Source organism: Magnetospirillum sp. XM-1, from assembly GCF_001511835.1.
Taxonomy (GTDB): Bacteria; Pseudomonadota; Alphaproteobacteria; order Rhodospirillales; family Magnetospirillaceae; genus Phaeospirillum.
The window spans coordinates 3,927,210-3,952,422 of the sequence record NZ_LN997848.1 but is presented as its reverse complement, the minus strand read 5'-3'; the positions used below and the strand labels follow the sequence as shown (position 1 = coordinate 3,952,422).

Genomic DNA, 25,213 nt, shown 5'->3' with positions numbered 1-25,213 from the left:
CCTACATTGATGGAGCGCGGGCGTCCCGCCCGCATCACCTTCCTACACGTAACCTAGCCGCAGCGCGCCCCAGTGGCGGCCGCCCACCATGATGGGGGCGGAGACGTCCAGCATCAGGGCCTGGCGGCCGTCGCCCATGTCGCGGCGATAGCTCTGCACCGTGAAGGGATCGGTGGCCCGCGCCGCCTTGAGGCCCACGGAATCGTCGAACTTGCGCCGGTTGCGGCAATGGGCGGCATTCCAGGCCGGGTCCGCGCCCTGGGGCTGGGAGAATTCGGCGTTGTGGGTGGGCAGGTAGCCGTTGCGGTCCACGGCGGCGCAGAACACGATGCGGTCGTTGCTCCGTTTGACGCCGTCCTGGATGGCGGGCAGTACCCGGTCGGTGAAGTCGGCGAAGCGGGTGGCGTACTGGGTGGGGTTGCTGCCGGGCAGGGCCCGGTAATCCTCGTCGAACAGATCGGCGGCCGAGATGGTTCCGCGGGCCAGTTCCTGCTCGAACAGGGCGCCGATGTCCCTGGCTTTTTCGCGCGCCAGGGCGACGAAGGGGGTTTCCGGCGTCTCGATGCCGGCCTGGGCGGTCAGCACCACCAGCCGTTCGCCGGCCCCCAGCAACTCCTGCAGGCGGTTGCGGGCGTCGTCCAGGCGGGTCTTGAACTCGGCCAGCCCGGCGGCGGCCTGGTCGATCTCGGTGGACAGCTCCGACGAGCGGTCATGGATGGAAGTGGCGTCGCCGGCCACGTTCTCCACCCGTCCCGCCATGTCGGCCAGCGAGGCGCGGATGTGGTCCATGGCGTCGGCGATGGCCGCCGTCTCGGCGGTCAGGCCGCTGGCCTTGGTGGCGCTCTGATCGCCTTGCTCCACCAGCTTGCCGGCGGTGCCGGTCAGCTCCTCCAGGGTCTTCCTGATCTCGGCGCTGGCCGAACCGGCCCGGCGCGACAATTCCTTGACCTCGCCCGCCACCACAGCGAAGCCCTTGCCGTGCTCGCCGGCCCGGGCCGCCTCGATGGTGGCGTTGAGCGCCAGCAGGTTGGTCTGGCGCGCGATGTGGCCGATGCCCTGGGCCACGCCCACCACGCTGCTCATGGCGTCTTGCAGTTCCAGGAGCAGGCCGCGCCCGTCGGTGACCATGCGCACCACATCGTCGATGCCGCCCAGCGAGCCTCGGACCCGCTGCTGCGAGGTCTCGGCCTCGGCCCGCGCGGCGGTGGCGCCCGACAGGGTCTCGCCCATGGCGGCGACGATGCGCTCGTTGGCTTCCGACAGGGCGCGGATGCCCTGCTGCAGCTCGGCCAGCAGGGTGTGTTGGTCGGCGACCTTGGTCGCCACCTCGTCGATGTCCTCGGCGATCTCGATCATCTGCTTGCCGATGCCGCCGGTCTCGCGGGCGAAGGCGGCGACGATGGTGGTCTCCTCCTGGCGGATGCGTAAGAGCGAGGTGACGCAGAACCGCACGATGCGGGCCAGGGGACGCACCGTCTCCAGCGGGCCGGCGATGCCGAAATTGATCAGCCGGTGCCCTTCGAAATCAACGCCCATGTTGACGCCTTCACGCATGCCCGAAGACTTGGCGGCCTCTTCCTTGGTGACGCCGTATTCGTCCATCTCGCCGCGCATGATGCGCGCCGCGATGGCGTGGTTGGTGCCGATGCGCTCCTTGACGCTGGAGGCGACGATGCGGCCTTCCTCGCCCATGAAGCTGCACACCAGGCCGAGCTCGGCGGAGAAGACCTCGCACAGTTCCTGACCGAAGCGGGTGTCGAATTCGATCTTCATGCCAGTGGGGCTCATGACGACGGGCGGCCGGTGGTGCGCATGGGGACTCCATCATGCGGGATGCCGCCTGGTCCATGATAACGACCTTATAAGGCGGAATGGTCAAATAAACTAACCACGCATTGATGGGAATGCAATATCGGATTACCGCAGCCCCGGCGGGGCGCGGTTTGACGGCAGGATGGCGGGGTCAGGAATAGGAGAGCGGGCCGCCGTGGCCGGACAGGGGAATGTGGCGGGACGGCTCGGCGTGCAGGGTGACGTGGCGGCCGTGGAAGCTGAGGCGGCCGGCATCGGCCAGACGGCGCAGCAGCCGCGAGATCACCTCGGGGCCGGTTCCCACCATGGCGGCCAGATCCCGCCACGAGATGGGCAGGGTGAGCGACAGGTCGCCGTTGGCGTCGCGGCCGCCGGTTTCGGTGGCCAGGGTGGCCAGGGTGGACAGCACCCGGTCGGGCAGGTCGGTGCTGCACAGGCGGAAGATGGCGTCCTCGTTCTCGCGGATTTCCGCCGAACTGAGCCGCAGCAGCGCCAGACCGACGGTCGGATCCTCCTGCAGCGCGGTGTTGAGGCGCTCGGCCGGTACGAAGCAGCCGGAGATTTCGGTCAGCGCGCGGGCCGAGCTTTCATGGATGCCGCCGCCCAGCATGTTGGCGCAGGGAAAGAAGGCGCCGGGGTGGAGGATCTTGAGGATGACCAGTTCGCCTTCCTCGTCCACCCGCTCCAGCGCCACCATGCCGGTGGCCAGACTGTAGGCGCCCCCCACCAGATCGCCCTGGTGATAGAGGTTCTTGCCCTTGCCGAGGGAAAACCGGGATGACAGGGTCGGAAAGGGGCAGCGCTTGCCAAGCACGTCGCGCATCGGCTCGCGTCGAGGCGAGGACCACGCCTCACATCCGCTGCAAGTCTTTGACGCGCCCATTCGGCTCTCCCTCATCAGGAATATAGCACGGCAGATGTCAGGATGATTGGCGATTCAAATCAAGAAAAAAATATTCGATAAGGAATAGTTCTAAAATTATACGGACGGCCTACTCTTTCGCAGTGCAAAAAGTGGGCAAATGTCATGGTGTGTCCAAGATTACGGCGAGATTACATTTTGTGGTGAATTTTAACGATTCTCGATGGAATCGCGGCCCTGAACCCCGTGTGGTCTGCATTTTGGAAGCGGTGGAAATGGTCTTCAACCATATTCTCCATGAGGGATTTGACGAATTCGTCATGGGGCCCGTACGGCGCGCTTGCGGCGCTCGGGAAATGCTCCATATCAAGCGGAGCCAAGACAAACGCCTGGATCGTTGCCTATCTTAAGGGATGGTCCAGCCGCCGCTCGAACGATGAGGGCAAACATGGATTTCGAGAAGTTTACCGAACGCTGCAAGGGCTTCATTCAATCGGCTCAGACCCTGGCGCTGCGCAGCGGCCACCAGCGCCTGACGCCGGAACACCTGGCCCAGGTTCTGCTGGCCGACAAGGAAGGCCTGGCCGCCAATCTGATCCGCGCCGCCGGCGGCGACCCCGCCCGGGCGCTGAAGGGCGTCGAGGCCGAACTGGCCAAGATCCCCAAGGTGGAAGGCCCCGGCGCCGGCGGCGTCCACCTGACGCCCGAACTGGCCCGCCTGCTGGATCAGGCGGTGCAGTTGGCCGACAAGGCGGGCGATTCCTTCGTCACCGCCGAACGCCTGCTGCTGGCGCTCACGCTCGCCACCGGCACGCCGGCAGCCAAGGCGCTGGCCGATGCCGGGCTGACGCCCCAGGGCCTCAACCATGCCATCGAGGAGGTGCGCAAGGGCCGCAAGGCCAATTCGGCGTCGGCCGAGGACGGCTACGACGCGCTGAAGAAATACGCCCGCGACCTGACCCAGGCGGCGCGTGACGGCAAGCTTGATCCGGTGATCGGCCGCGACGAGGAGATCCGGCGCACCATTCAGGTTCTCTCTCGCCGCACCAAGAACAATCCCGTGCTGATCGGCGAGCCCGGCGTGGGCAAGACCGCCATCGTGGAAGGCCTCGCCAGCCGCATCGTCAACGGCGACGTGCCCGAGACCCTGAAGAACAAGCGCCTGATGGTCCTCGACCTGGGCGCCCTGGTGGCCGGGGCCAAGTTCCGGGGCGAGTTCGAGGAGCGCCTGAAGGCGGTGCTGACCGAGGTGACGGCGGCTAATGGCGAAGTCATCCTTTTCATCGACGAGATGCACACCCTGATCGGGGCGGGGGCGGCGGAAGGCTCCATGGACGCCTCCAACCTGCTGAAGCCGGCCCTGGCGCGCGGCGAGCTGCACTGCATCGGCGCCACCACGCTGAACGAGTACAGGAAGCACGTGGAGAAGGACGCCGCCCTGGCGCGGCGCTTCCAGCCGGTCTTCGTCTCCGAGCCGGGGGTGGAGGACACCGTCTCCATCCTGCGCGGCCTCAAGGAGAAGTACGAGCTGCACCATGGGGTGCGCATCGCCGATGGCGCCCTGGTCTCGGCGGCGACCCTTTCCAACCGCTACATCACCGACCGCTTCCTGCCCGACAAGGCCATCGACCTGGTGGACGAGGCGGCGTCGCGGCTGCGCATGCAGATCGATTCCAAGCCCGAGGCCCTGGACGAGCTGGACCGCCGCATCGTCCAACTGAAGATCGAGCGCGAAGCGCTGAAGAAGGAAAGCGACGCCGGATCCAAGGACCGCCTGGGCAAGCTGGAGGTGGAACTGACCCAGCTGGAGCGCGAATCCTCGGACATGTCCGAGCGCTGGCGGGCGGAGAAGAACCAGCTGGCCGATTCCACCAAGGTCAAGGAACAGCTGGAGGAAGCCCGCATCGAACTGGCCAACGCCGAACGCGCCTCCAACTGGGCCCGGGCCGGCGAGCTGAAATTCGGCGTCATCCCCGATCTGGAAAAGCGCATCGAGGGCGGCGGCGGGACGGGAACCCGCATGCTGACCGAATCGGTGACCGAGGAGCACATCGCCTCCGTGGTGTCGCGCTGGACCGGCATTCCGGTGGAAAAGATGCTGCAGGGCGAGCGCGACAAGCTGCTGGGCATGGAAAGCCGCCTCAAGACCCGGGTGGTGGGCCAGAACGAGGCGCTGGTGGCCGTCTCCAACGCCGTGCGACGGGCGCGTGCCGGTCTGCAGGACCCCAACCGCCCCATTGGCTCGTTCCTGTTCCTGGGGCCGACCGGCGTGGGCAAGACGGAATTGACCAAGGCCCTGGCCGAGTTCCTGTTCGACGACGAGACCGCCATGGTCCGCATGGACATGAGCGAGTACATGGAAAAGCACTCGGTGGCCCGCCTGATCGGCGCGCCGCCCGGCTATGTGGGCTACGAGGAAGGGGGCGCGCTGACCGAGGCGGTGCGCCGCCGGCCCTATCAGGTGATCCTGTTCGACGAGGTGGAAAAGGCCCACCCGGACGTCTTCAACGTGCTGCTGCAGGTCTTGGACGACGGCCGGCTGACCGACGGCCAGGGCCGCACCGTGGATTTCCGCAACACCCTGATCGTGCTGACCTCCAACCTGGGCTCGGAAATCCTCGCCAATCAGGAGGAAGGCCACGATTCCGCCGAGGTCCGCGCCGAGGTCATGGAGGTGGTCCGCGCCAGCTTCCGCCCCGAATTCCTCAACCGCCTGGACGAGATCCTGCTGTTCCACCGTCTGGGGCGCGGCGACATGTCGGGCATCGTCGATATCCAGCTCAAGCGGCTGCGCGCCTTGCTGGCCGATCGCAAGATCACCCTGAACCTGGACGGCAACGCCATGGAATGGTTGGCGGAAAAGGGCTACGACCCGGTTTACGGCGCACGTCCCTTGAAGCGGGTCATCCAGCGCGCCCTGCAGAACCCCCTGGCGGGGCAGATTCTGGAAGGCGCGGTCAAGGACGGCGACACCGTGAGGGTCACGGCCGCCGAGGGCGGGCTCCTCCTGAACGGAAGAATTACAGGCGATCAGGTGTGAATGTCCTACCTGCACGGAAGGACATAGCTGCTATTCCGGTATGCGGTAGCTGAATTTGTGGCGCAGCTTTTCCCGGTCGTGCTAGAAGCCAAATTCTAAGTCTTGCCGGTGCTCCTCTCCCCCCCCATCCCCCCCGGGAGTACCGGTCTGGTCGGGCCGACGCGAAAGCGTCGGCCCGATCGCCTTTTTGGGGGGGGGCGTTGAGAGCCTACCGCGCCGCCACGGGCCGGATGTCGCTCAAGGCGACGAAGCCGGGATGGGCGTCCTTGAAGACCTTGAAGGTCTTGGCGCCGCGCCCTTCGGCGAAATCCTCGTAGGCCTCGATCAGGGCGGCGCGGCACACCGCCTCCACCTCGTATTCGGCCAGGCCGTCCAGATCGGTGCTGCCGAGCACTTCTTTGAAGCGCTTCAGGATGTGCAGGCGGCTGACATTGACCACCGAGGCGTCGAAGGGAACCCGCAGGGTCTCGAAGAACTGTTCGGCGGACGACAGGGCGGCGAGGGTGTCGATGATCATGACGGAACTCCCGTAAGGGCGGTGCCGGCGAAGCGGCGCAGGTCGTCGGCGGTGGGAACGGTCTTGGTATTCGAGGCGTGGCGGCGCACCTGGGCCAGCATGGCGCGGGCGAGAGGTGCGTCCACCTCCAGGCCGATCTCGCGGCAGGCGTGCAGCACCGAGGTCAACCCCGAATGCTTGCCCAAAACCAGGCGATGGCCGCGCCCCAGCTCGGCGGGGTCGAGCGCCTGATAGGTGCGGGGGTCCCTGAGCAGGCCGCTGACGTGAATACCGGATTCGTGGGTGAAGATGTTCTCGCCGACGATGGGCTTGGATACCGGCACCGGGCGGCCCGAGGCGTCGGCCACCAGTCGCGACACGCGGCCCAGCTGGCGTTTGTCGATGCCGGTTTCCCGTCCGTAGAGATGGTCCAGCGCCACCACCACTTCCTCCAGCGGTGCGTTGCCGGCCCGCTCGCCCAGGCCGTTGACCGTGGTGCTGACATGGGTGGCGCCACCCCGCACGGCGGCCAGGGAATTGGCGGTGGCCAGTCCCAGATCGTCGTGGGCGTGGATTTCCAGCTCGATGGAGCAGGCGGCGCGCAAGGCCCGAAAGGCGTCATGCACCGCGAAGGGGTCCATGATGCCCAGCGTGTCGGCGAAGCGGAAACGCTGGGCCCCGGCCGCCTCGCAGGCCCTGACCACCTCGGCCAGGAAGGCGGGATCGGCCCGCGAGCTGTCCTCGCCGCCCACCAGCACCTCGAAGCCCATGGTGCGGGCCTTGGCCACCATGATGCCGATATGGTCCAGCGCCCAGGCGCGGTCGCGGCCCAGCTTGGCGGCCAGCTGCAGGTCGGAGACGGGAATGGACAGGTTGACGGTGGCGATTCCGCAGGCCGCCGCCGCCTCCAGGTCGTCGCCCAGCATGCGGCACCAGGCGATCAGCCGGGCCTTGAGGCCAAGACCGGCCACCTTGGCGATGGCGGCCTGTTCCTCGGGTCCCATGGCGGGAATGCCCACCTCGATCTCCGGCACGCCGGCGATGTCGAGCGCCCGGGCGATGTCCAGCTTCTCGTCCAGGCTGAACGCCACCCCGGCGGTCTGCTCGCCGTCGCGTAGCGTGGTGTCGTTCATGACGACACAGGGGGGCATGGCCGTTCTCCTAGCCGCAGGTCTTGATGCCGCAGGAGCAGCCGCCGCCCGAGGTGGCGGTGGGGGCGGGGGGCTGGTTGGGATTGTCGAACACGAAGCCCGACCCCATGGAGGAATTGTCCACGTAATCCATGGTGGCCCCGGTCAGCCACAGGGCCGAGCCGGGATCAAGGAACACCTTCACGTCGGAGAATTCCAGCACCGCGTCGCCCTCGGCGGCGGCTTCCTCCAGGCCCATGTTGTAGGAAAAGCCGGAACAGCCCTTGTTGACCATGATCCGAAGACCCTGGAACTCGCCGTTGCAGACCTCGCGGATGACGTCGACGGCCTTGTCGGTCAGGTTCATCATGACTTTGTCCTCCTTGCGGGATGGAATGTCCGTGAACCTGGATCAGCAAGAAGGGTGCCAAGTGATAATGTATTGAAACTAAACGATAGTTGCCGGGACGGAATCCGACAATGTCGGCTTTGCGACAAGCAGCGCCACGCCGTCCTCGGCCCCGAAGCAATGGGCGTAGTCGGTGCAGACCTCGCAATTGGGCGATTTGCAGATCATGACGCCTTCGCGCTGGCACAGTTCGCGGTAGAAGAACTTCTTCCACTTCATGTCGCGGCTGTTCAGCTCGGCCAGACCGAGGAAGTGACGGCGCATCAGCCCCGACAGATCGGCGCGGCTGGTCAGGCCCAGATCCTGCCACAGGTGGTTGGCCCCCAGAGAGCGTCGCGCCACGATATGGGCCAGCCATTCCTCCTCGATCAGGCCGCGGGTCCGGTGCTCCAGCAGCAGGGCGCGCAGGTCCGGCTCCTCGATGGTCAGGGCCTCGTCGCCGTGGCCCGACAGCGACAGGCCGGACAGCAGGCCCGGCGCCTGGGGGAAGTGCCGTCCCACCAGGGCGGCCAGGCTTTCCTCGGAAAGCCCAAGCCCGGTGGTCAGGCTCTCGCCCGGGCTGGACAGGACCATGGCGATGGCGCAGGCGAATAGATGGCGGTCGAAAGGATCGCCGCTTCCCCGGCCGGACATCAGGCGGGAATAGGTTTCCTTGGCCATAATGCTGTCCTCCCTTCCTTGGTGATGCGGCGCCCCCCGAAAGCGGTTCGGGGGGGCGCGACGGTCAGGCCGGCACCGCCTCGTGGGTCTGGGCGTTGGTGCCGCATACCGCGTTGCACGAGCCGCAGCCGATGCAGCTGCCGCCCTTGTCCATGGTCATAACCTTGCGCACGATCTCTTCCGAATCGTCGAAGGGGTCGCACATCTCGTCGTCCTCGTTGATGCCCATCAGCTTCATGACCGCCTGGGTGCAGACCTTGAAGCAGCGGCCGCAGCCGATGCACAGCTCGTCGGAGATGGCGGTGAGGTATTTCGGGACCCAGGGCGATCCGTCGCGGGTGGAAAAGGTGCGAAGCGACATGGTGTTGTTCCTTTGTTTGCGAGGATTTTAGGCGGCGGCGACGTCGGGGAACCTGGCGATGGTGGCGACGCCCTCGGCGATGATCTTGGCGGCTTTTGCGCTCATCTCCTCGGCCGAGTCGAAGCCGAAGCGGTGCAGCTCGCGCATATACGAATTGACCGCCACCAGCTTGCCGGCGGTGAGGATCACCCGGCCCCAGCCTTCGTGATGGATCTTCATGATGGGGGCGACGGCGTGGCCCGACTGGGTCTCGATGGCCATGGCGATGGCGTTGAAGTACTGCTCCACCCGCCACAGGATGTCCGGGTCGGGATCGCCGAACAGAGGGATTTCGCGGCGCTGCTCCTTGGACAGGATATAGGGGGCCAGCACGGCCTCGTCCGGCTCGGCTTCCCAGGCCCCCGACTGGTCGTGGGCGCGGATGAACATCAGCAGGGTCTTGATGAACGGGTCCTGGGTGGTGGTGGCGGTCATGCTGGTGCTCCTTAGTGATGAGAGAAGGTTCCGCTCCCTCCTTTTCGTCACCCCCCGGACTTGATCCGGGGGGCCATGACGGTAGAGGGGGAGGTGGGGTTCCTCCTCAATCGTCATCGTCGACGAAGCGTTCGTCGCCGGCCTCGCCGTCGCGCATGGCCTTGCGCAGCCAGGGGGGCGGATTGCCCTTCAGCATGGTGCGCACCCGGTCGATGACGTCGGAGATGGCTTCGTCGGCCGGCAGCTTGATGGGGTGGACGCGGGCGCGGACCACGCGGGCCGCCGCCGGGCCGCCGATGGCGCGGCAGAACAGCAGCGACGCGCCTTCCAGCGCGCTGATCTTGGCGGCCAGGCGGTCCTCGCCGTCTTCCTTGTGGTTGCCGTCCTCGGCCGAGACGTTGTCGAACTGCACGGCTTCCAGGAAGGTGTGCCCCTCGGGGCCGATGTCGTAGAACATGAAGGTCTTGGCGCTGGCGAAATGGGCGTCCACGCGCTGGCGGTCCTGGGTGGCGACGGCGATTCTCATGTGACCTCCTTTGATCTTCGGTCTCGATCCCTGGTGAGGGGGCGCGGCGGGATCAACCAGCCGCAGCACTCTGGTGGCCATGGGCGTGCTCCGACGGCGGGTGGGCGTGTCCGGGGCGCTCCATCAAGATGTTGCCCAGTTGGGTGATCAGGTCCCGCGTGCCCCGGTAGCCCGCGCTGGTCAGGTGGGCGGCTCCTAAGCGGTCGAATACCGGAAAGCCGGCGCGGAACAGCGCAATGCCGTGATGGGCCGCCACCTGGCGGCCGTTGGAATTGGCGATGATCAGGTCGGCGCCGCCAGCTTCGAGGATCTGGTCCTCCAGATCCTCGAAATCGCCGACGATCACCCGCTCGGCCGCCAGTTCGGCCAGCATGGGAACGGGCTGGGTGGTGACGGCGGCGGCTATGGTGGCGCCCATGTCGGTGGCCAGCTTGCCCATGCTCCACAGCAGCGCGGGCTCGGCTGCGATGGCGATGGAGCGGCCGCCGAAATAGAAATGGCCGTCCAGCATGGCATCGACCAGCTGCGAGCGGGCGCGGCGTTGGCGGGCGGGAACGGGGACGCCCGCCACCGTGGACAGGCAGACCATCAGCCGGTCCACGGCGTCCAGGCCGGTGACCCGGTCGAGTACGATGGAGGGCACGCCGGTAATGGATTCGGCGGTCTTGGCGGCGATGCGCATGTGCTCGCCGATGGCGATGGTGAGCCGCGCCCGGCCCATCTCGCGCACCCCGGCGATGGGGGTGCCGCCCAGCGTGGTGGGGGTGTAGGCATCCGGCACGTGGCCGTCCAGCGAGTCCGACAGATCGGGCAGCACCATGGCCTCCAGCCCGAAATCGGCGATGATGTCCTTCAGTGCCTCGACATCGCCGGGGGTGAGATGGGCGCCGGGCAGCAGGTTGACGCGGTCCAGCCTGGCGTGGTTGCCGGCAGGCCGCGCCAGCGACTTGATGATGGCGGTCACCGCCTTGCCCCAGCCGGTCTCCAGCGAGCCGGAGAAATCGGGGGCCGAGACGTCCACCACGGCGATGTCGGACAGCTCCTTGTTGCGCGCCCGGATCACCTTGACGTCGCCGGCCATGTCCTCACCCCTTGTCTCGGTGAGCGAGGTGGAGATCAGGCCGATGATTTCCGGCTTGGCGCGCTTGGCGATGTTCAACAGGCCTTCCTCCACCTGGTCCATGCCGCCCAGGATGGTGCTGATCTCGTTCATGGCGGTGGTCTGCAGCGGAATGGCCTCGCGGAAGTGGCGCACCATCATCACCAGGGCGAAGGCGGTGCAGCCCTGGGAGCCGTGGAACATGGGCAGGCAGCCCTTCATGCCCATGAAGGCCAGGGCGGCGCCCAAGGGGGCGCTGACCTTGAGGGGGCTGGTGGACAGGGCCTTGTTGTGGTCGATGATCAGGGCCATGGTCTTAGGCCTCCCAGGGGGCGGGGGCGCGCACCTGCGCCCAGATGGGGCTGTTGATGGACAGGTCGATCTCGCGCACCAGGGCGACCATGCCGTCATAGGCGGCGTAGCCGTGGTGGCGTTCCTGGTTGATGTCGATCCAGGGCGTGCGGGCTTTGAGCGCCACGAACTGCGAGCGTCCGCCCGACAGCATCATGTCGGCCCGCCCCTCCTTGAACATGGCGTACATGTCCCGGGGCGTGATGGAATCGGCCAGCTTGTCCTCGTCGCCGCCCAGGCGCTCCAGCGCCTTGTGCTTGTCGGCCTCGGTGGCCTTGCGGACGGAGGAGCCCACCACCTCCATGCCCACTTCCTGCAGGGCCTGGATCACCGACCAGCTTTTGACGCCGCCGGTGTAGAGCAGCACCTTGCGCCCCGAAAGACGCGCCTTGTAGGGCTCGAGCCGGGCCCAGGCCTTGGCCTCCTCCTCGGCGATCAACGCCTCGGTGCGGGCGGTGAGCGTCGGATCGGCGCCGCGCTCGACCAGCATGCGGGCGATGTTGCGAAGGGCGTCCGAGGTGTCGGAGATGCCGTAGAACGAGCCCTCGAAATAGGGAATGCCCCACTTCTCCTTCATCTTGCGGGCCAGGGTCACCAGGGCCTGGGAGCACAGCACCATGTTGGCCCTGGCCGTATGGGCCGCCGCCACCTCGCGGTAGCGGGCGTCGCCGGTGATGGAGGCGCGCAGCCGGATGCCGAGCTTCGCCAGCAGCGGGCGGAACTGGTCCAGCTCGCCCGACACGTTGTATTCGCCCAGGATGTTGATGTCGCAGGGGCCGGCATCGTCGGGCTCTACCGTGCCGATGACGTGCTCGAACAGGGCGTCTCCCCCTAAGCGATTCCCTAAGTTCTTCGAGCCGACGAAGCCCGGCGAGTTGATGGGGATGACCGGGGTGCCAAGGCGCTGGGTGGCGGCGCGGCAGACGGCGTCCACGTCGTCGCCGATCAGCGAGCCGACGCAGGTCTGATAGACGAACACGGCGGGCGGCTTGTGCCGCGCGATGGCCTGTTTGATGGCCTTGTAGAGCTTCTTCTCGCCGCCGGCGATGATGTCCAGGTTGGTGAGATCGGTGGTGAAGCCCCGGCGGTAGAGGTCACCGCCGGTGCTCCACGAATTGCGGCCGTCCCAGGAATTGCCCTCGCAGGCGATGGGGCCGTGGACCAGATGGACCACGTCGGTGATGGGCTGCAGCGCGATCTTGGCGCCATCGAAGGCGCAGCCGCCGGCCGCCGCGCCAGGCACCAGCGACTTGCCGCAGCCCTTCTTGCGCTCACCCTCGGACTTGGCCTGGTTCTTGGCGCAACCCGGCTCGTTCATCAGTTCGGCGATCTTGGCCTTCAGCATCTTGGGCCTCGCTTGAAACGGTTTGAACTCCGTCTCGCAAGGGCCGTGCCATCCTGGAAAATGGCGGAAATGCTGGAGACGGTCGGGCGCGAGAGTGGGATTGTCGGATTCGCGACAGGACGGGTGTCGGACAAAATGAGAAGCCCCGGAGAGGGCGGGTTCCTCTCCGGGGCGGTCCTCACACGCTTTCTGGAAGGGTTGGGAGATCAGCGCGTGAGGTCGAAGGAGATATCGCTCGAGGCGTCGGTGACCTCGAAGATACGGTCCAGGATCTCCACCAGGACCCGCAGCGCGCCCTGGTAACCCAGGGTGGGGAAGCGGTGGTGGTGGTGACGGTCGAAGATGGGGAAGGTCAGGCGGATCAGCGGGATGCCGGTGTCCTTCTCCAGGTACTTGCCGTAGGAGCTGCCGATCAGCAGGTCGGTGGGCTCGGTGAACAGCAGCGAGCGCATGTGCCAGAGGTCCTTGCCGGCGTAGACCTTGCAGCCGGCGCCGAAGGGCGACGAGGCCAGCAGGGCTTCCATGGCCGCCGTCCATTCCTTGCCGCCGTTGGTGGACAGGCAGTGGAGCGGCTCGCAGCCCATTTCCAGCAGGAAGGCGGCCATGCCGTAGACGAAGTCGGGGTCGCCGAACAGCGCCACCTTCTTGCCGTGCAGGTAGGCCTGGCTGTCGGCGATGGCGTCGACCAGACGGCCGCGCTCCTTCTCGATGCTCTCGGGGATGGGCTTGCCCGACAGTTCCGAGATCTTCATCAGCAGGGCATCGGTGCCGCCCACGCCCATGGGATAGCGGAAGGTCGCGGTGGGCTGGCCCTTGGTCCCGATGTATTCCAGCGACTTGACCGAGCAGTCGTGCTGCAGGCCGATGGTCGCCTTGGCGTCGATGGCGGTGCGCACGTCGTCCAGCTTGGTGCCGCCGTCATACATGCGGTAGGTGCCGTCGGAAGGCGTGTCGTAGATGTCCGACACGTCGGAGATGAAGGTGTACTCGACGCCCATGGTGTCCATGTAGCGCTTCAGCTCGCGGTTGTTGGCGACGGCGTAGCCGTCGAAGCCCGGGATGATGTTGATCTTCTCGGTGACCGCGCCGCGGGCCAGCTCGCCCTTCTCGCGGTCCCAGAAGTAGTTCAGCACGCCCTTGATCATGTTGTCGTAGCCGGTGGTGTGGCTGCCGACGAAGGAGGGGGTGTGGGCGAAGGGGACGGCGAAGTCGGCCGGGACCGATTCCTTCTCCTTGGCGGTGGCGATGAAGGCCGACAGATCGTCGCCGATGACTTCCGCCATGCAGGTGGTGGAGACGGCGATCATCTTGGGCTTGTAGAGGGTGTAGGAGTTCTGCAGGCCGTCGACGATGTTGGTCAGGCCGCCGAACACCGCCGCGTCCTCGGTCATGGAGTCGGAGACGCAGGGCACCGCCTCCTTGAAGTGGCGGGCGAGGTGCGAGCGGAAATAGGCGACGCAGCCCTGGGAGCCGTGCACGTAGGGCATGGTCTCCTCGAAGCCCTGGGCGGCGAACACCGCGCCCAGCGGCTGGCAGGCCTTGGCCGGGTTGATGACGGCCTTTTCACGGGCGAAGTTCTTTTCCCGGTATTCCCAGCTCTTGGTGTACTCGGCCTGGGCGGCGACGGCGTCGTCCGTGGGGCGGCACTCGAACTGGGCCTTCTTTTCCGCGAACATGGTCGTGTATTCGGGCTCGCTGAACAGCGTGACGTGGTCCTTGGTCTTTTCGGCGCTCTGAGGCATGACTTCTCTCCTTCTCAACTCCCCGCGCCCCCGGGTATTGGGCGGTACGCGGGGAGGAGTTAAAGCAAAACAACGCGTTACAGGTCAGGAAGGGAGGTTCAGGCGGCCTTCCAGGGGGCCTTGAACTTGCTCCAGACCGGGCTGTTGATGGCCATGTCCATGTCACGGGCGAAGATGGCGAAGCCGTCATAGCCGTGATAGGGGCCCGAGTAGTCCCACGAGTGCATCTGGCGGAAGGGCACGCCCATCTTCTGGGTGGCGTACTTCTCCTTGATGCCCGAGCCGACCAGGTCGGGACGGATCTGCTCGATGAACTTCTCCAGCTCGTAGCCGGTGACGTCGTCGTAGATCAGCGTGCCTTCCTTCACGTAATGGCCGGTGCGCTGGTAATCGTCGTTGTGGGCGAACTCGTAGCCGGTGCCGACGATCTTCATGCCCAGGTCCTCGTAGGCGTTGGCGACGTGACGGGGACGCAGGCCGCCCACGTACAGCATCACGGTCTTGCCTTCCAGGCGGGCCTTGTACTTGGCCAGGACGCCGTCGACCAGCGGCTGGTACTTGGCGATGACCTCCTCGGCCTTCTTCTGGATGGTCTCGTCGAACTGAGCGGCGATCTTGCGCAAGCTGGTGGCGATCTGGCTCGGGCCGAAGAAGTTATATTCCACCCACTTGATGCCGTACTTCTCTTCCATGTGGCGGCAGATGTAGTTCATCGACCGGTAGCAGTGGATGAGGTTCAGCTTGGCCTTCGGCGCACGCGCCATCTCGGACAGGGTGGCGTCGCCGGACCACATGCCGATGACCCGCAGGCCCATCTCTTCCAGCAGCTTGCGCGACGGCCAGGCGTCGCCGCCGATGTTGTAGTCGGCGATCAGGTTGACGTCGTAGGGGCCGGGAACGAAGGCTTCTTCGGGCGCGGGCTTGTCGAACACCCAGTCGCGGATGGCGTCGTTGGCGATGTGGTGGCCCAGCGACTGGGACACGCCACGGAAGCCTTCGCAGCGCACCGGAACGATGGTCTTGCCGGTTTCCTTGTGCTTCTTCTTGGCGACGGCCTCGATGTCGTCGCCGATCAGGCCGATCGGACATTCGGACTGGATGGAGATGCCCTTGGCGAGCGGGAACATGGTGTCCAGCTCGTCGATCATGGCGTCCAGGTTCTTGTCGCCGCCGAACACGATGTCGCGTTCCTGGAAGTCGGACGTCACCTGCATGGTGACGAAGGAGTCGACGCCGACGGTGCCGTTGAAGTAGTTGCGGCGCTGGGACCAGGAATACTGGCCGCAGCCGACGGGGCCGTGGGAGATGTGGACCATGTCCTTGATGGGACCCCACACCACGCCCTTGGAGCCGGCATAGGCGCAACCGCGGATGGTCATCACGCCGGGGATGGACTTGATGTTCGACTTGACGCCGCAATTGGTGGCGCCTTCCTCCTCGGCCGGCTTGGCGACGGCGAGGTGCTTGGAACGGCGCTTGGCGGCCTTCTCCGGATACGCTTCAAGGACTTCCTTGATCAGCGCCTCGGCGGCGGCGGTATCGTTGGTGTAATCGAGGCTCATGGCCCTCTCCTTCAGTGCTTGAGTGGGCCCTCCACCCTTTAGGAGGGCCCGCCGTTTACCTGTGGATCAGCCCGCGCTGCAGAGCGACTTTTCCTTGGCCTCGAGCTCGGCCAGGGCCTGCTCGTCGGACTTCATGATGCCGAACTCGAGCAGCATGTCTTCCAGCTCTTCCATGGTGATCGGGGTCGGGATGGTGCCCTTACCGCCGTTGGCATGGATCTTCTGGGCCAGGGCGCGATACTCACCGGCCTGCTTGGAATCGGGCGCGTACTGGATGACGGTCTGGCGACGCAGCTCGGCGTGCTGCACGCCGTTGTCGCGCGGCACGAAGTGGATCATCTGGGTGTTGAGCTTCTTGGCCAGGGCCTCGGCCAGCTCCAGCTCGCGGTCGGTCTGACGCTCGTTGCAGATCAGGCCGCCCAGGCGGACGCCGCCCGAACCGGCGTATTTCAGGATGCCCTTGGCGATGTTGTTGGCGGCGAACAGGGCCATCATCTCGCCGGACATGACGATGTAGATTTCCTGGGCCTTGTTCTCGCGGATGGGCATGGCGAAGCCGCCGCACACCACGTCGCCCAGCACGTCGTAGGACACGTAGTCCACGTCGTCATAGGCGCCGTTCTCTTCCAGGAAGTTGATGGCGGTGATGACGCCGCGGCCGGCGCAGCCGACGCCCGGCTCGGGCCCGCCCGACTCGGTGCACTTGATGCCCTTGTAGCCGATCTTCATCACATCCTCGAGCTCGAGGTCTTCCACCGAGCCGGCCTTGGCGGCCAGATGCAGCACGGTGTCCTGCAGCTTGGTGTTGAGGATCAGGCGGGTGGAGTCGGCCTTGGGGTCGCAGCCGACGATGAGGATCTTCTGACCCATCTCGACGAGAGCGGCCAGGGTGTTCTGCGAGGTGGTGGACTTGCCGATACCGCCCTTGCCGTAGAAAGCGATCTGACGAACCATGGGAATTTCCTTTCGCTGGTTGGCCTTCAAAATTTGCTCGGCGAGGACTGGGCCACCGCCACTGGCCTGCTCATCGCAACGGGCGTGCCAAGTCTGTGTGCGGCGCAGCGAGAAAATTTCAATCAATGAAAACAATGTGATGCTGAGGCGTGCTGGGCATCTGCCCGCTTTTTGTGCGTCTGTGCGGAATCCGACAAAGCCCCGTTGCTGTGTTGCAACCCCAACAGGATCGGGGGTTTTCAACTCTCCCCGCCCTTGCCCGGCGGAAGGTATGGAACTTGCATGAACCGGTTCCGAACAACGGGGATCAAGACGGCTCATGAACGACGCGCGGGCGCATTCCATCGGCCACAGCACCAACCTGATGGGCCTGTCCACCAGCCTGCTGGGGTCGGCGGCCTTCAACGAGGATCCGCGCGAGCTGCACATTTCCGGCGTGCGCGAGATGAACGGCCAGCTGTTCGAGATGCTGGGGCAGTCGGACGGCCTGATGGATGCCGGCGACGCCTTCTACAAGTACATGATGGCCATGTTCGGCATTGATCCCGAGCAGCAGGAGGAACTGAAGGGCTCGCGGCGGCGCTACCGTTCCAGCTTCCTGCGCCTCCTGAAGGGATGGGGCTACGATTCCAACGGACCGGAAGGCGCCGTGCTGAAGGGATGGGTGGAAAGCCGCTTCGGGCTGTTCCCCACCTTTCATAAGGAGATGATTACCCGCTTCTCGACCCAGGGCTGGGCGAGCTATGTGGACGAGAAGATGTCGAGCCGCTTCCACAACAACTCCATCTATTGCCAGCTCGACATGCTCTACGAGTTCTGCCAGTGGGCGCTGGCCCGCTTCGCCGCGCCGGGCGAACGGCATCTCACCTTGTACCGGGGCGTCAATTCCTTTGACGAGCATCAGGTGGTCGAGCGCCTGGACCGCAAGAATGTGGTGATGCGCCTCAACAACCTTGCGTCGTTCTCGTCGGACCGCACGGTCGCCGATTGCTTCGGCGACACCATCCTCACCGCCCGGGTGCCGGCGGTGAAGATTCTGTTCTTCAACACCCTGCTGCCCGTCCATCCCCTGAAGGGCGAGGGCGAGTATCTGGTGATCGGTGGCGATTACCAGGTCGCCGCGGCCTATTTCTGATTGGATTTCCCATGCGATTGCCATTCCTCGACCGATCACCGTCGTCCGGCCCAAGCCTGGAGGAGCGCGCGCTCGGCGCCTATCTGGGCTTCGCCGTCGGCGACGCCCTGGGGGCCACCGTCGAGTTCCTGACCAAGGGGGAAATCCGCGAGAAGTACGGCCTGCACCGCAAGATGATCGGCGGGGGCTGGCTGCACCTGGCGCCGGGCCAGGTCACCGACGACACCGAGATGAGCCTGTGTCTGGGCCGCTCGCTGATCGCCAGGCAGGAACTGGACCTCAAGAACGTATGCGAGGAATTCGCCGCCTGGCTGAAGACCGGGCCGGTGGACGTGGGCAACACCTGCCGGCGCGGCATCCGCCGTTTCATGACCCATGGCACGCTCGATGGCGGCTATTGCGAGGGCGATGCCGGCAACGGCGCGGCCATGCGCAATCTGCCCATCGCCCTGGCCACCCTGCATCGTCCCGACCTGCTGGAAGGGTGGACCCTGGCCCAGAGCCATATCACCCACAACCACCCTCTGTCCGACGACGCCACCCTGGCGCTGGGGCGCATGACCCAGGCGCTGGTGACGGGCCAGGGCATGAAGGCGGCGCGCGACGAGGCCAACGCCCTGGTCGAGAAGCACAAATGCTTCAAGTTCGAGACCTTCCGCGGCCAGTCCACCGCCTACATCGTCGATACCATGCAGACGGTGCTGCACTTCTATTTCCTGACCGATTCCTTCCGCAACTGCCTGATCGAGGTGGTCAACCAGGGCGGCGACGCCGACACCACGGGGGCCATCGCCGGCATGCTGGCGGGGGCCACCTATGGCGTGCGGGAGATACCGTCGGCCTGGGCGGGCAAGCTGGACAAGGGCGTCGCCGACGAGATCCGCGCCCAGGTTCCGGCCCTGCTGGCCGTGGCGGACAGGCTCAAGAACAAGGCATAAGGGAGAAGCGGATGATGGCTCTGGTCGTCTTCTACGAAAAGCCGGGCTGCAGCAACAACACCCGGCAAAAGCAGCTGCTGTCGCGTTCGGGACACGACGTGGTGGCGTTGGACATCCGCGCCCAGGGCTGGACCCCCGAGGGGCTTCGGCCGTTCTTCGAGGGGCTGCCGGTGGCGCAGTGGTTCAACCGCGCCGCTCCCCGTGTCAAGTCGGGGGCGGTGGTGCCGGAATCCATGCCGGCCGACGAGGCGCTGGCCGAGATGTGTCTGGACCCGCTGCTGATCCGCCGCCCCCTGATGGAAAGCGGCGGCCGCCACATGGCCGGCTTCGACGAGGCGGCGGTGGCCGACTGGATCGGCCTGGCCCGCACCGCCGAGCCCATCCCGGAGACCTGTCCGCGCAGCGACGGAATCTGCTCGCTCCCCGGGCGGTAGGGCGGGTTTCCCCGCCCCCCTGATCACACCGCCTTGACGCTGGAGAGGAAGGTCTCCACGTGCTTGCCCAGGCTGGTGCCGGATTCCTCCAGGGTTTCGGCCACCTTGTACATGTTGGACGCCATCTCGCCGGTCATCTGGGCGGCGGACGACACCTCCGAGATGTTGCTGGTCACCTCGTGATTGCCGTTGGCGGCTTCCTGGACGTTGCGGACGATCTCCTGGGTGGCGGCGTTCTGCTCCTCGACCGCAGCGGCGATGGAGGACACCACCTCGTCCACCCGGGCAATGGCGGCGCCCACCGTCTTGATGGCGTTGACGGCGCTTTGGGTGGTGGTCTGGATGCCGCCGATCTGCTCGGCGATCTCGCTGGTGGCCTTGGCGGTCTGGGTGGCCAGGTGCTTCACTTCGTTGGCGACGACGGCGAAGCCCTTGCCCGCCTCGCCGGCGCGCGCCGCCTCGATGGTGGCGTTCAAGGCCAGCAGGTTGGTCTGGGCCGCGATGTCGTTGATCAGGCTGACGATCTCGCCGATCTTCTGGGCGGCGGTGGACAGGCCCTCCACCGTGGCGTCGGCGGTCTGCACCCCGTCCACGGCTTCCTGGGTGATACGGGTGGTGTCCTGGACCCGGCGGCTGATCTCGTGGGTGGAGGCGCCCAGTTCCTCGGCCGCCGAGGCCACGGTCTGGATGTTGGCGGTGGCCTCCTCGGCGGCCGCCGCGACGGCGGCGCTCTGGCGCGAGGTCTGCTCGGCGGCGGCGTGCAGGCTGGTGGAGGTGGAGTGGACGCTTTGCACCGTCGAGTCCACCTTGGCGATCACCCGGCGGATCATCACGTCGAAATCGGCAGTGAGCAGCTCGCGCTTGCGGCCGCGGGCAACCTCGCGCTCCTGCTCGGCGCGGGCCTCGGCCTCCAGGCGTTCGGCCTGGATCATGCTTTCCTTGAATACCTGGACGGCGCGGGCCATCTCGCCGATCTCGTCGCGGTTGGCGGTAGCGGGAATCTCCACGCTCTTTTCGCCAGCGGCCAGCTTGGACATGGTGGCGGTCATGGCCTGGACCGGCTTGACGATGGAGCCGGCGATCAGTACGGCAAGGACGATGCCGACCGCCAGGGCGCCCAGGGAAAGGATCAAGCTGAAGGTGGCAGAGCGGCTCAGGGCGCCGGAGGTCTCGTGCTCCATGACGTCCAGGGCGGCAGCCTGGGACTTCATGGTCTCGCCCGCCAGTTGGGCGATTTCGGCGGCCTCCTGGCGCATGATGCCGTTGACCAGCTGATCCACCACGAGGGTGTCGGCGATCAACTGCTCGAGCGCCGCGCCATAGCGTTCGGCCGCGGCGCCGGCGGCCTTGGCCTGCTGGCGGCGGTTGGCGTCGCGAAGGCGGCCTTCCAGGCCCTGGGCGGTCTTGATGAACGCGGCCAGCTGCTTGCGGGAGGCTTCGGCCAGCTGCGGCGTGGGAGTGGCGGTGAAACGGCTGGCCAGCAGGCGGGCGTTCAGCAGGTGCTCCATGGCCTGACCGGTCACCGCGGCGGCTTCGTAATCGCCTTCCACCATGGCCGGGCCGATGATGGCGGTCAGCGCGTCCTTGGACTGGGCGCCGAACACGGGTAACTGCTCGGTGATCAGCTTTTCCTTTTCCACGCGCGCGAGGGCGGCCTTCTCGAAATTGGCGGCGTAGGCCTCGATGCTGCTGGAAATCTTGCGCAGGTTCTCCAGGCGGGTGGGGTCGATGGTCTCGGCGATGGCCTGGGGCAGGGTCTTGCGCACTTCTTCGAGCTTGGCCCGGGCGGTGACGCCAGCGGAATCCGTGCCCTCGGTGGCATAGATGCGGACATTGCGCCGAGCTTCGGTGAAATTACCGACCATGGTGGCGACGCGTACGGTGTTGTCGCTGACCTTGGCGTAGCGCCCCACCTCGGCGGTGCCGGACCGCAATCCGCTGGAGGTGATGGCGGCGACGAGGCCAAGCAGGCCCAGAACCAGACCGAAGCCCAGAAAGATCCGGGTTTTGACGGATATACCTGACAGGGTTTGTTCGAAGGCCATACTAATCATCCATTATAAATATATGTTCATTCCCTTTGGCCCCTAGGGCTGAACTAAGGAAATGCAAGGACATAGAAATTATGTCGAAAATGATATCGTGGCTATATGGGACAAACTCGCATATACGCAGGTGTATAGATTTATCATTCGAATAATAAGGTTTTCCCGGCTGGAAAGAATGAAGGGGCGCCCCGCCGGGGACGCCCCTTCTCGATCTGCAAGCTTCCGCCACCTATCGCCGCAGATCGATCTCGACGCCCGGCTCGCCCGAAAATTCCACCAGGATATCCTCATTGCGGACGATGTACTGACAGGCCAGCCGGTAGGGCGGCGGCATGTCGTTGGTCTCCGTGTCGGCCAGCTGGGCCTTGGTCAGCTTGCCATTGACCGAAAGGGTAAGTTTCTCCTTTTCGGTCAGATGGATGCCGGATGGGCGCTTGTCGTCCAGGATGGTGACCTTGATCAGGCACGAGCCGCATTCGCCGTTTTCGCACTGGCAGGGGATCTTGACGCCGTGCTGCTTGGCGACGCCCAGCAGGGTCTTGTTGTCGCCCGCCACCGCATAGACGGTGATGTCCTTTTCCAGGGTGGGGGCGCTGAACGTAACGTTGGCCATGGGTGTTCCTCTCTCCAGGGGGGGTGTGTGGCGGCGGGTCAGGCTGGCCGTGCGGTGCTCATCAGCGCCACGGCCTCGGCCAGCGGCAGGGTGACGGGGGTGATGCCCTCGGTCTCCAGGAACTTCCATTCGTTGCGGGTCAGGTCGTCCGGCACCACGGCGTAGCGCGGCCCGCCCGAACGCTTGGCGATCTGGCGGGCAAAGGTGCGCAGAATCTGGTCGTAGAAGCGGCAGCCCAGGAAGACGAAGCCGCGTCCCGTCCGCCGGTCCTTGACCACCTGGGGAATGGGGGTCTGGATGTCGATGTCGGTCAGCACCTCCACATAGTCGGAATCCGACACCAGCACGTCGCCGGTGGGCTGGGCGGCGCCGTGGGGCTTGTAGAGCACCGTCCGCCAGCCGTCGGCCACGTCGTCGCCGACGGTGGCACCATCGGGCGACACCGCCCGTGTCCACACGCCGCCGTCCAGGCGCCGGGCCTTGGAACAGCCCTGGACGATGCCCCAGTTGCCGCGCCCCGCCGCCTCGAAGGCGGCCTTCATGGCGCCGTCATACCAGGTGTCGACCACCAGGGGCAGACGGGGCAGCCCGGCCAGCCAGCGGTGCAGCGCGTTGGGCTCGGGCACCGGCTGGAAGAAGCCGGCCATCAGCCGGTCCAGCGTCATGCGGTGCTTGTGGGTCTCGATGTACTGGGCGGAATGCCACAGGTTATTCTTGATGCGGCCGGGCACGCCCACCTTGGCGACCAAGGCCAGCGCCAGGGCGCGGGCGCCCACCGGCACCGGCGGCTCGGCTTCCATCCGCAGCGAGTCGGGCCCCAGAAAGGGGATGAGATTGCCGGCGGCGATCTCGGCGCCGATCTCGGCGAGCAGGGATTTGGGCGAGTCGAGCATGGTCGCGGGCCTCCTGCCTGGGCTCAGTCGTCGTCGCCGCTGAGCTTGCGGGCGTCCACCGTGATGGGCAGCCTGGTGTCCGGCGGCATGTCGGGCATGGCGAAGGTCCAGCCGTTGGCGATTCTGATGGTGCCGCCCCAGATGCCTTCCTTCTCGGACTCGACGACCAGTTCCTCCAGGTCCTTCTTGGGGACGTAGATCTCGTACTTCTCGCCGACCTTGCGCAGCATGACCTTCATGACGCCTTCCTCTCTTCTTCTTCCGCGCGCTCCAGTTCATGGGCGCGCATGCCGACCAGACGCTCAGCCTCCAGAAAGTCCACGGCATAGACGTAGAAGCGGTTGAGATAGGTCCCCACCTGGGTGACGTAGCCCACCTCGCCCTTGCGGATCAGGAACTCGCCGATCCGGGAGCCGGGATAGGTGCCGTCGTTGCGGACGTCCCGAAGCGCCGTGACCTTGTCGCCGCGCTCGTAAAGGGGTTTGTCCCACAGCTCGAAATTCGCATCTTCGCTCATGACGGCACCCTTTCTGGTGGAAGGTCAGCCCTGGACGATGCAGCCCTCGACCGGGCAGACCGCCTGGCATTTGGGTGCGTCGCCGTCACACTCGGTGCAGCCCGACGCCTTGATGGCGTAGACGTCATTCTTGATGGAGATGGCGGCGTTGGGGCACTCGAACTCGCAGGCGCCGCAGGTGGTGCATTCGGAGGCGATGATCTTCAGAGCCATGATGTTCTCCTGTTCTCTCTAGGCAATTTCAGCGGTGTCGGAATTCTGGCCGAAACGCTGGGCGTACCAGCCGGCCACGGCCGTCTCGATGTAGTCGAAGGGGTAGGCATCGATGGCCTCGATGCCGGCCTTCTTCAGGTCGTCCTTGGGGCAGCGGCCGATCTTGGCCACGAACACCGTGTCGATGCCCTCCAGCGCGGCCAGGACCACGTCCAGCTTGTCGTCGTCGCCATAGCCGCCGACGCAGTAATTGTCGGCCTTGCGATGGCCCGAGAAGCGCACGCCCTTGGCATCCACCTCGAAGATCTGGAATTCCTTGGCGTGGCCGAAATGCTGGTTGATGCGCCCGCCGCCCTTGGTGCAGACGGCCACCAGCCTGGGCGGAGCCTCTATGACGGTCTCGGCCAGTTCGGCCTCGGCGCCGGCCAGCGCCTTGGCGCGGTCGGCGCGCTCGCGCTCCACCACCTCGCGGTAGAGGCGGCGGGGCTCGGGATCAAAGGCGGCGGCCACTTCCGGAAGCTTGTCCAGCGTGAAGTCCTGGGACAGATCCTCACCCAGCGTGCCCACAGCGTCGGCGCGGCACTGGCGGCAGTGGCGCATGAGGTTGGCGCCGCCGGCCAGCTTGTCCTGCAGGTCCTTCAACTCGGCGGGCCTGGGGCCGCGCTGGCCGGAAAGGCCAAAGGCGGTGCCGTGGGCTGGGTCGGAGATCAGCGGCATGACGTTGTGCAGGAACGCGCCGCGGGCCTTGATCTCCCGGTTCACCTCGATCAGGTGCCGGTCATTGATGCCGGGGATCATCACCGAGTTGATCTTGGTGAGGATGCCGCGCGCGGTCAGCCCCTCCAGGCCCTCCATCTGGCGCTCGTGCAGGATGCGCGCCGCCTCGATGCCGGTGTAGCGCTTGCCCTTGAAGTAGATCCAGGGATAGATCAGCGCGCCGATCTCGGGGTCGACCATGTTGATGGTGATGGTGACGTGGTCAATGTTGTGCTGGGCCAGCTCGTCCAGGTGGTCGGGCAGGGCCAGGCCGTTGGTCGAGACGCAGTATTTGAGGTCGGGCAGCAGCTTGGACACCTCGCGGAAGGTGGCCGAGGTCTTCTTCCAGTCGAACATGGAATCGCCCGGACCGGCGATGCCCAGCACCGAAAGCTGCGGCACCTTGGCCGCCACCGCCGCCACCTTGCGCGCCGCCTGCTCAGGCGACAGCTTCTCGCTGGTCACGCCGGGGCGCGATTCGTTGGCGCAGTCGTATTTCCGGTTGCAGTAATTGCACTGGATGTTGCAGGCCGGCGCCACCGCCACATGCATGCGGGCGAAGTAGTGATGCGCCTCCTCGGAATAGCAGGGGTGGTCCTTGACCTTGTCCCAGATGTGGGCGGGCATGTCGCCCTGGCCCGCATCCGACCCGCAGGACTTGGAGGAACAGCCGCCGGTGGGCGCGGCCGGAGCTTCGGCGGGGACCATGGGTCCACGGACGATGCTGGAGAGAGAGATGACGTTGCCAGACACCGGCGGCCTCCTCGTCAGGGGTCTATGCCGGTTCCTCTGCAATGGCGATGCCAAGTGCTGCGGCGCAGCAAAGTGGCGGAAATGCTGGGT

General features: G+C 65.9%; 25 protein-coding genes. 4 read left to right on the top strand and 21 right to left on the bottom strand.

Features of this window, described 5'->3' with window-relative positions:
- Positions 1–42: 42 nt before the first annotated feature.
- Positions 43–1,773 (bottom strand): methyl-accepting chemotaxis protein, encoded by a 1,731-nt coding sequence (locus tag XM1_RS18190; protein ID WP_068435990.1) that lies wholly within the window; start codon positions 1,771–1,773, stop codon positions 43–45.
- 190 nt (positions 1,774–1,963) lie between these two features.
- Positions 1,964–2,635 (bottom strand): Crp/Fnr family transcriptional regulator, encoded by a 672-nt coding sequence (locus XM1_RS18185; protein ID WP_231920578.1) that lies wholly within the window; start codon positions 2,633–2,635, stop codon positions 1,964–1,966.
- Between the two features lie 487 nt (positions 2,636–3,122).
- Between XM1_RS18185 and clpB the strand changes: the two genes are divergently transcribed.
- The gene (gene clpB, locus XM1_RS18180) at positions 3,123–5,714 is read left to right on the top strand and encodes an ATP-dependent chaperone ClpB (RefSeq protein ID WP_068435988.1); all 2,592 of its coding nucleotides are present in this window, start codon (positions 3,123–3,125) and stop codon (positions 5,712–5,714) included.
- A gap of 208 nt (positions 5,715–5,922) precedes the next feature.
- Here the strand turns inward: clpB and nifW are convergent, their stop codons facing one another.
- The 12 genes from nifW to nifH all read right to left on the bottom strand — a co-directional run bounded on the left by nifW (position 5,923) and on the right by nifH (position 16,829).
- Positions 5,923–6,231 (bottom strand): nitrogenase-stabilizing/protective protein NifW, encoded by a 309-nt coding sequence (nifW, locus tag XM1_RS18175; protein ID WP_068435986.1) that lies wholly within the window; start codon positions 6,229–6,231, stop codon positions 5,923–5,925.
- Positions 6,228–7,361 carry a homocitrate synthase gene (nifV, locus tag XM1_RS18170; RefSeq protein WP_068435984.1) on the bottom strand — a complete coding sequence of 378 codons (1,134 nt, stop codon included), beginning with the start codon at positions 7,359–7,361 and terminating at the stop codon, positions 6,228–6,230. The genes nifW and nifV overlap by 4 nt, the downstream gene beginning before the upstream one ends.
- 10 nt (positions 7,362–7,371) lie before the next feature.
- Complete coding sequence (locus XM1_RS18165; RefSeq protein WP_068435982.1) at positions 7,372–7,710, bottom strand: iron-sulfur cluster assembly accessory protein; 339 nt, start codon at positions 7,708–7,710, stop codon at positions 7,372–7,374.
- A gap of 78 nt (positions 7,711–7,788) precedes the next feature.
- Complete coding sequence (locus XM1_RS18160) at positions 7,789–8,409, bottom strand: nitrogen fixation protein NifQ (protein ID WP_068435980.1); 621 nt, start codon at positions 8,407–8,409, stop codon at positions 7,789–7,791.
- Positions 8,410–8,473: 64 nt separating this feature from the next.
- On the bottom strand, positions 8,474–8,770 hold the full coding sequence (gene fdxB / locus XM1_RS18155) for a ferredoxin III, nif-specific (protein WP_068435978.1): 297 nt from the start codon (positions 8,768–8,770) through the stop codon (positions 8,474–8,476).
- A gap of 27 nt (positions 8,771–8,797) precedes the next feature.
- Positions 8,798–9,244, bottom strand: coding sequence for a NifX-associated nitrogen fixation protein (locus tag XM1_RS18150; protein ID WP_068435976.1), 447 nt, complete (start codon positions 9,242–9,244; stop codon positions 8,798–8,800).
- 106 nt (positions 9,245–9,350) lie between these two features.
- On the bottom strand, positions 9,351–9,770 hold the full coding sequence (gene nifX, locus XM1_RS18145; protein WP_082700596.1) for a nitrogen fixation protein NifX: 420 nt from the start codon (positions 9,768–9,770) through the stop codon (positions 9,351–9,353).
- Positions 9,771–9,822: 52 nt separating this feature from the next.
- Positions 9,823–11,181 (bottom strand): nitrogenase iron-molybdenum cofactor biosynthesis protein NifN, encoded by a 1,359-nt coding sequence (gene nifN / locus XM1_RS18140; protein ID WP_068435972.1) that lies wholly within the window; start codon positions 11,179–11,181, stop codon positions 9,823–9,825.
- Positions 11,182–11,185: 4 nt separating this feature from the next.
- Positions 11,186–12,565 (bottom strand): nitrogenase iron-molybdenum cofactor biosynthesis protein NifE, encoded by a 1,380-nt coding sequence (gene nifE, locus XM1_RS18135; RefSeq protein ID WP_068435971.1) that lies wholly within the window; start codon positions 12,563–12,565, stop codon positions 11,186–11,188.
- 206 nt (positions 12,566–12,771) lie between these two features.
- A complete protein-coding gene (nifK, locus tag XM1_RS18130; protein ID WP_068435969.1) occupies positions 12,772–14,307 on the bottom strand; it encodes a nitrogenase molybdenum-iron protein subunit beta in 1,536 nt (511 codons plus the stop codon).
- Positions 14,308–14,405: 98 nt separating this feature from the next.
- The gene (gene nifD, locus XM1_RS18125; RefSeq protein WP_068435967.1) at positions 14,406–15,869 is read right to left on the bottom strand and encodes a nitrogenase molybdenum-iron protein alpha chain; all 1,464 of its coding nucleotides are present in this window, start codon (positions 15,867–15,869) and stop codon (positions 14,406–14,408) included.
- A gap of 66 nt (positions 15,870–15,935) precedes the next feature.
- The gene (gene nifH, locus XM1_RS18120; RefSeq protein ID WP_172821973.1) at positions 15,936–16,829 is read right to left on the bottom strand and encodes a nitrogenase iron protein; all 894 of its coding nucleotides are present in this window, start codon (positions 16,827–16,829) and stop codon (positions 15,936–15,938) included.
- A gap of 313 nt (positions 16,830–17,142) precedes the next feature.
- On the opposite strand from nifH, the gene XM1_RS18115 reads away from it, so the two are divergent.
- Genes XM1_RS18115 through XM1_RS18105 form a run of 3 tightly spaced genes read left to right on the top strand, consistent with a single transcriptional unit; the run spans position 17,143 to position 19,330 of the window.
- Entirely contained in the window at positions 17,143–17,958 is an 816-nt protein-coding gene (locus XM1_RS18115; RefSeq protein WP_068435963.1) for an NAD(+)--dinitrogen-reductase ADP-D-ribosyltransferase, read from the top strand.
- Positions 17,959–17,969: 11 nt separating this feature from the next.
- Entirely contained in the window at positions 17,970–18,896 is a 927-nt protein-coding gene (gene draG, locus XM1_RS18110; RefSeq protein WP_068435961.1) for an ADP-ribosyl-[dinitrogen reductase] hydrolase, read from the top strand.
- A 14-nt stretch (positions 18,897–18,910) separates the two neighbouring features.
- Positions 18,911–19,330 (top strand): ArsC/Spx/MgsR family protein, encoded by a 420-nt coding sequence (locus tag XM1_RS18105; RefSeq protein WP_068438004.1) that lies wholly within the window; start codon positions 18,911–18,913, stop codon positions 19,328–19,330.
- Between the two features lie 23 nt (positions 19,331–19,353).
- Here the strand turns inward: XM1_RS18105 and XM1_RS25055 are convergent, their stop codons facing one another.
- The 7 genes from XM1_RS25055 to nifB form a co-directional block, all read right to left on the bottom strand.
- The gene (locus tag XM1_RS25055) at positions 19,354–21,375 is read right to left on the bottom strand and encodes a methyl-accepting chemotaxis protein (protein ID WP_231920577.1); all 2,022 of its coding nucleotides are present in this window, start codon (positions 21,373–21,375) and stop codon (positions 19,354–19,356) included.
- A gap of 232 nt (positions 21,376–21,607) precedes the next feature.
- Positions 21,608–21,991 (bottom strand): 2Fe-2S iron-sulfur cluster-binding protein, encoded by a 384-nt coding sequence (locus tag XM1_RS18095; RefSeq protein ID WP_068435959.1) that lies wholly within the window; start codon positions 21,989–21,991, stop codon positions 21,608–21,610.
- Positions 21,992–22,029: 38 nt separating this feature from the next.
- Positions 22,030–22,884: an SIR2 family protein gene (locus XM1_RS18090; RefSeq protein WP_068435957.1), complete on the bottom strand. Its 855-nt coding sequence runs from the start codon at positions 22,882–22,884 to the stop codon at positions 22,030–22,032.
- 23 nt (positions 22,885–22,907) lie between these two features.
- On the bottom strand, positions 22,908–23,123 hold the full coding sequence (nifT, locus tag XM1_RS18085) for a putative nitrogen fixation protein NifT (protein ID WP_068435955.1): 216 nt from the start codon (positions 23,121–23,123) through the stop codon (positions 22,908–22,910).
- Complete coding sequence (locus tag XM1_RS18080) at positions 23,120–23,401, bottom strand: nitrogen fixation protein NifZ (RefSeq protein WP_068435953.1); 282 nt, start codon at positions 23,399–23,401, stop codon at positions 23,120–23,122. Before XM1_RS18080 ends, nifT begins: the two co-directional genes overlap by 4 nt.
- Before the next feature lie 24 nt (positions 23,402–23,425).
- The gene (locus XM1_RS18075) at positions 23,426–23,614 is read right to left on the bottom strand and encodes a 4Fe-4S dicluster domain-containing protein (RefSeq protein WP_068435951.1); all 189 of its coding nucleotides are present in this window, start codon (positions 23,612–23,614) and stop codon (positions 23,426–23,428) included.
- An 18-nt stretch (positions 23,615–23,632) separates the two neighbouring features.
- Positions 23,633–25,123: a nitrogenase cofactor biosynthesis protein NifB gene (gene nifB / locus XM1_RS18070; RefSeq protein WP_068435950.1), complete on the bottom strand. Its 1,491-nt coding sequence runs from the start codon at positions 25,121–25,123 to the stop codon at positions 23,633–23,635.
- Positions 25,124–25,213: the final 90 nt, after the last annotated feature.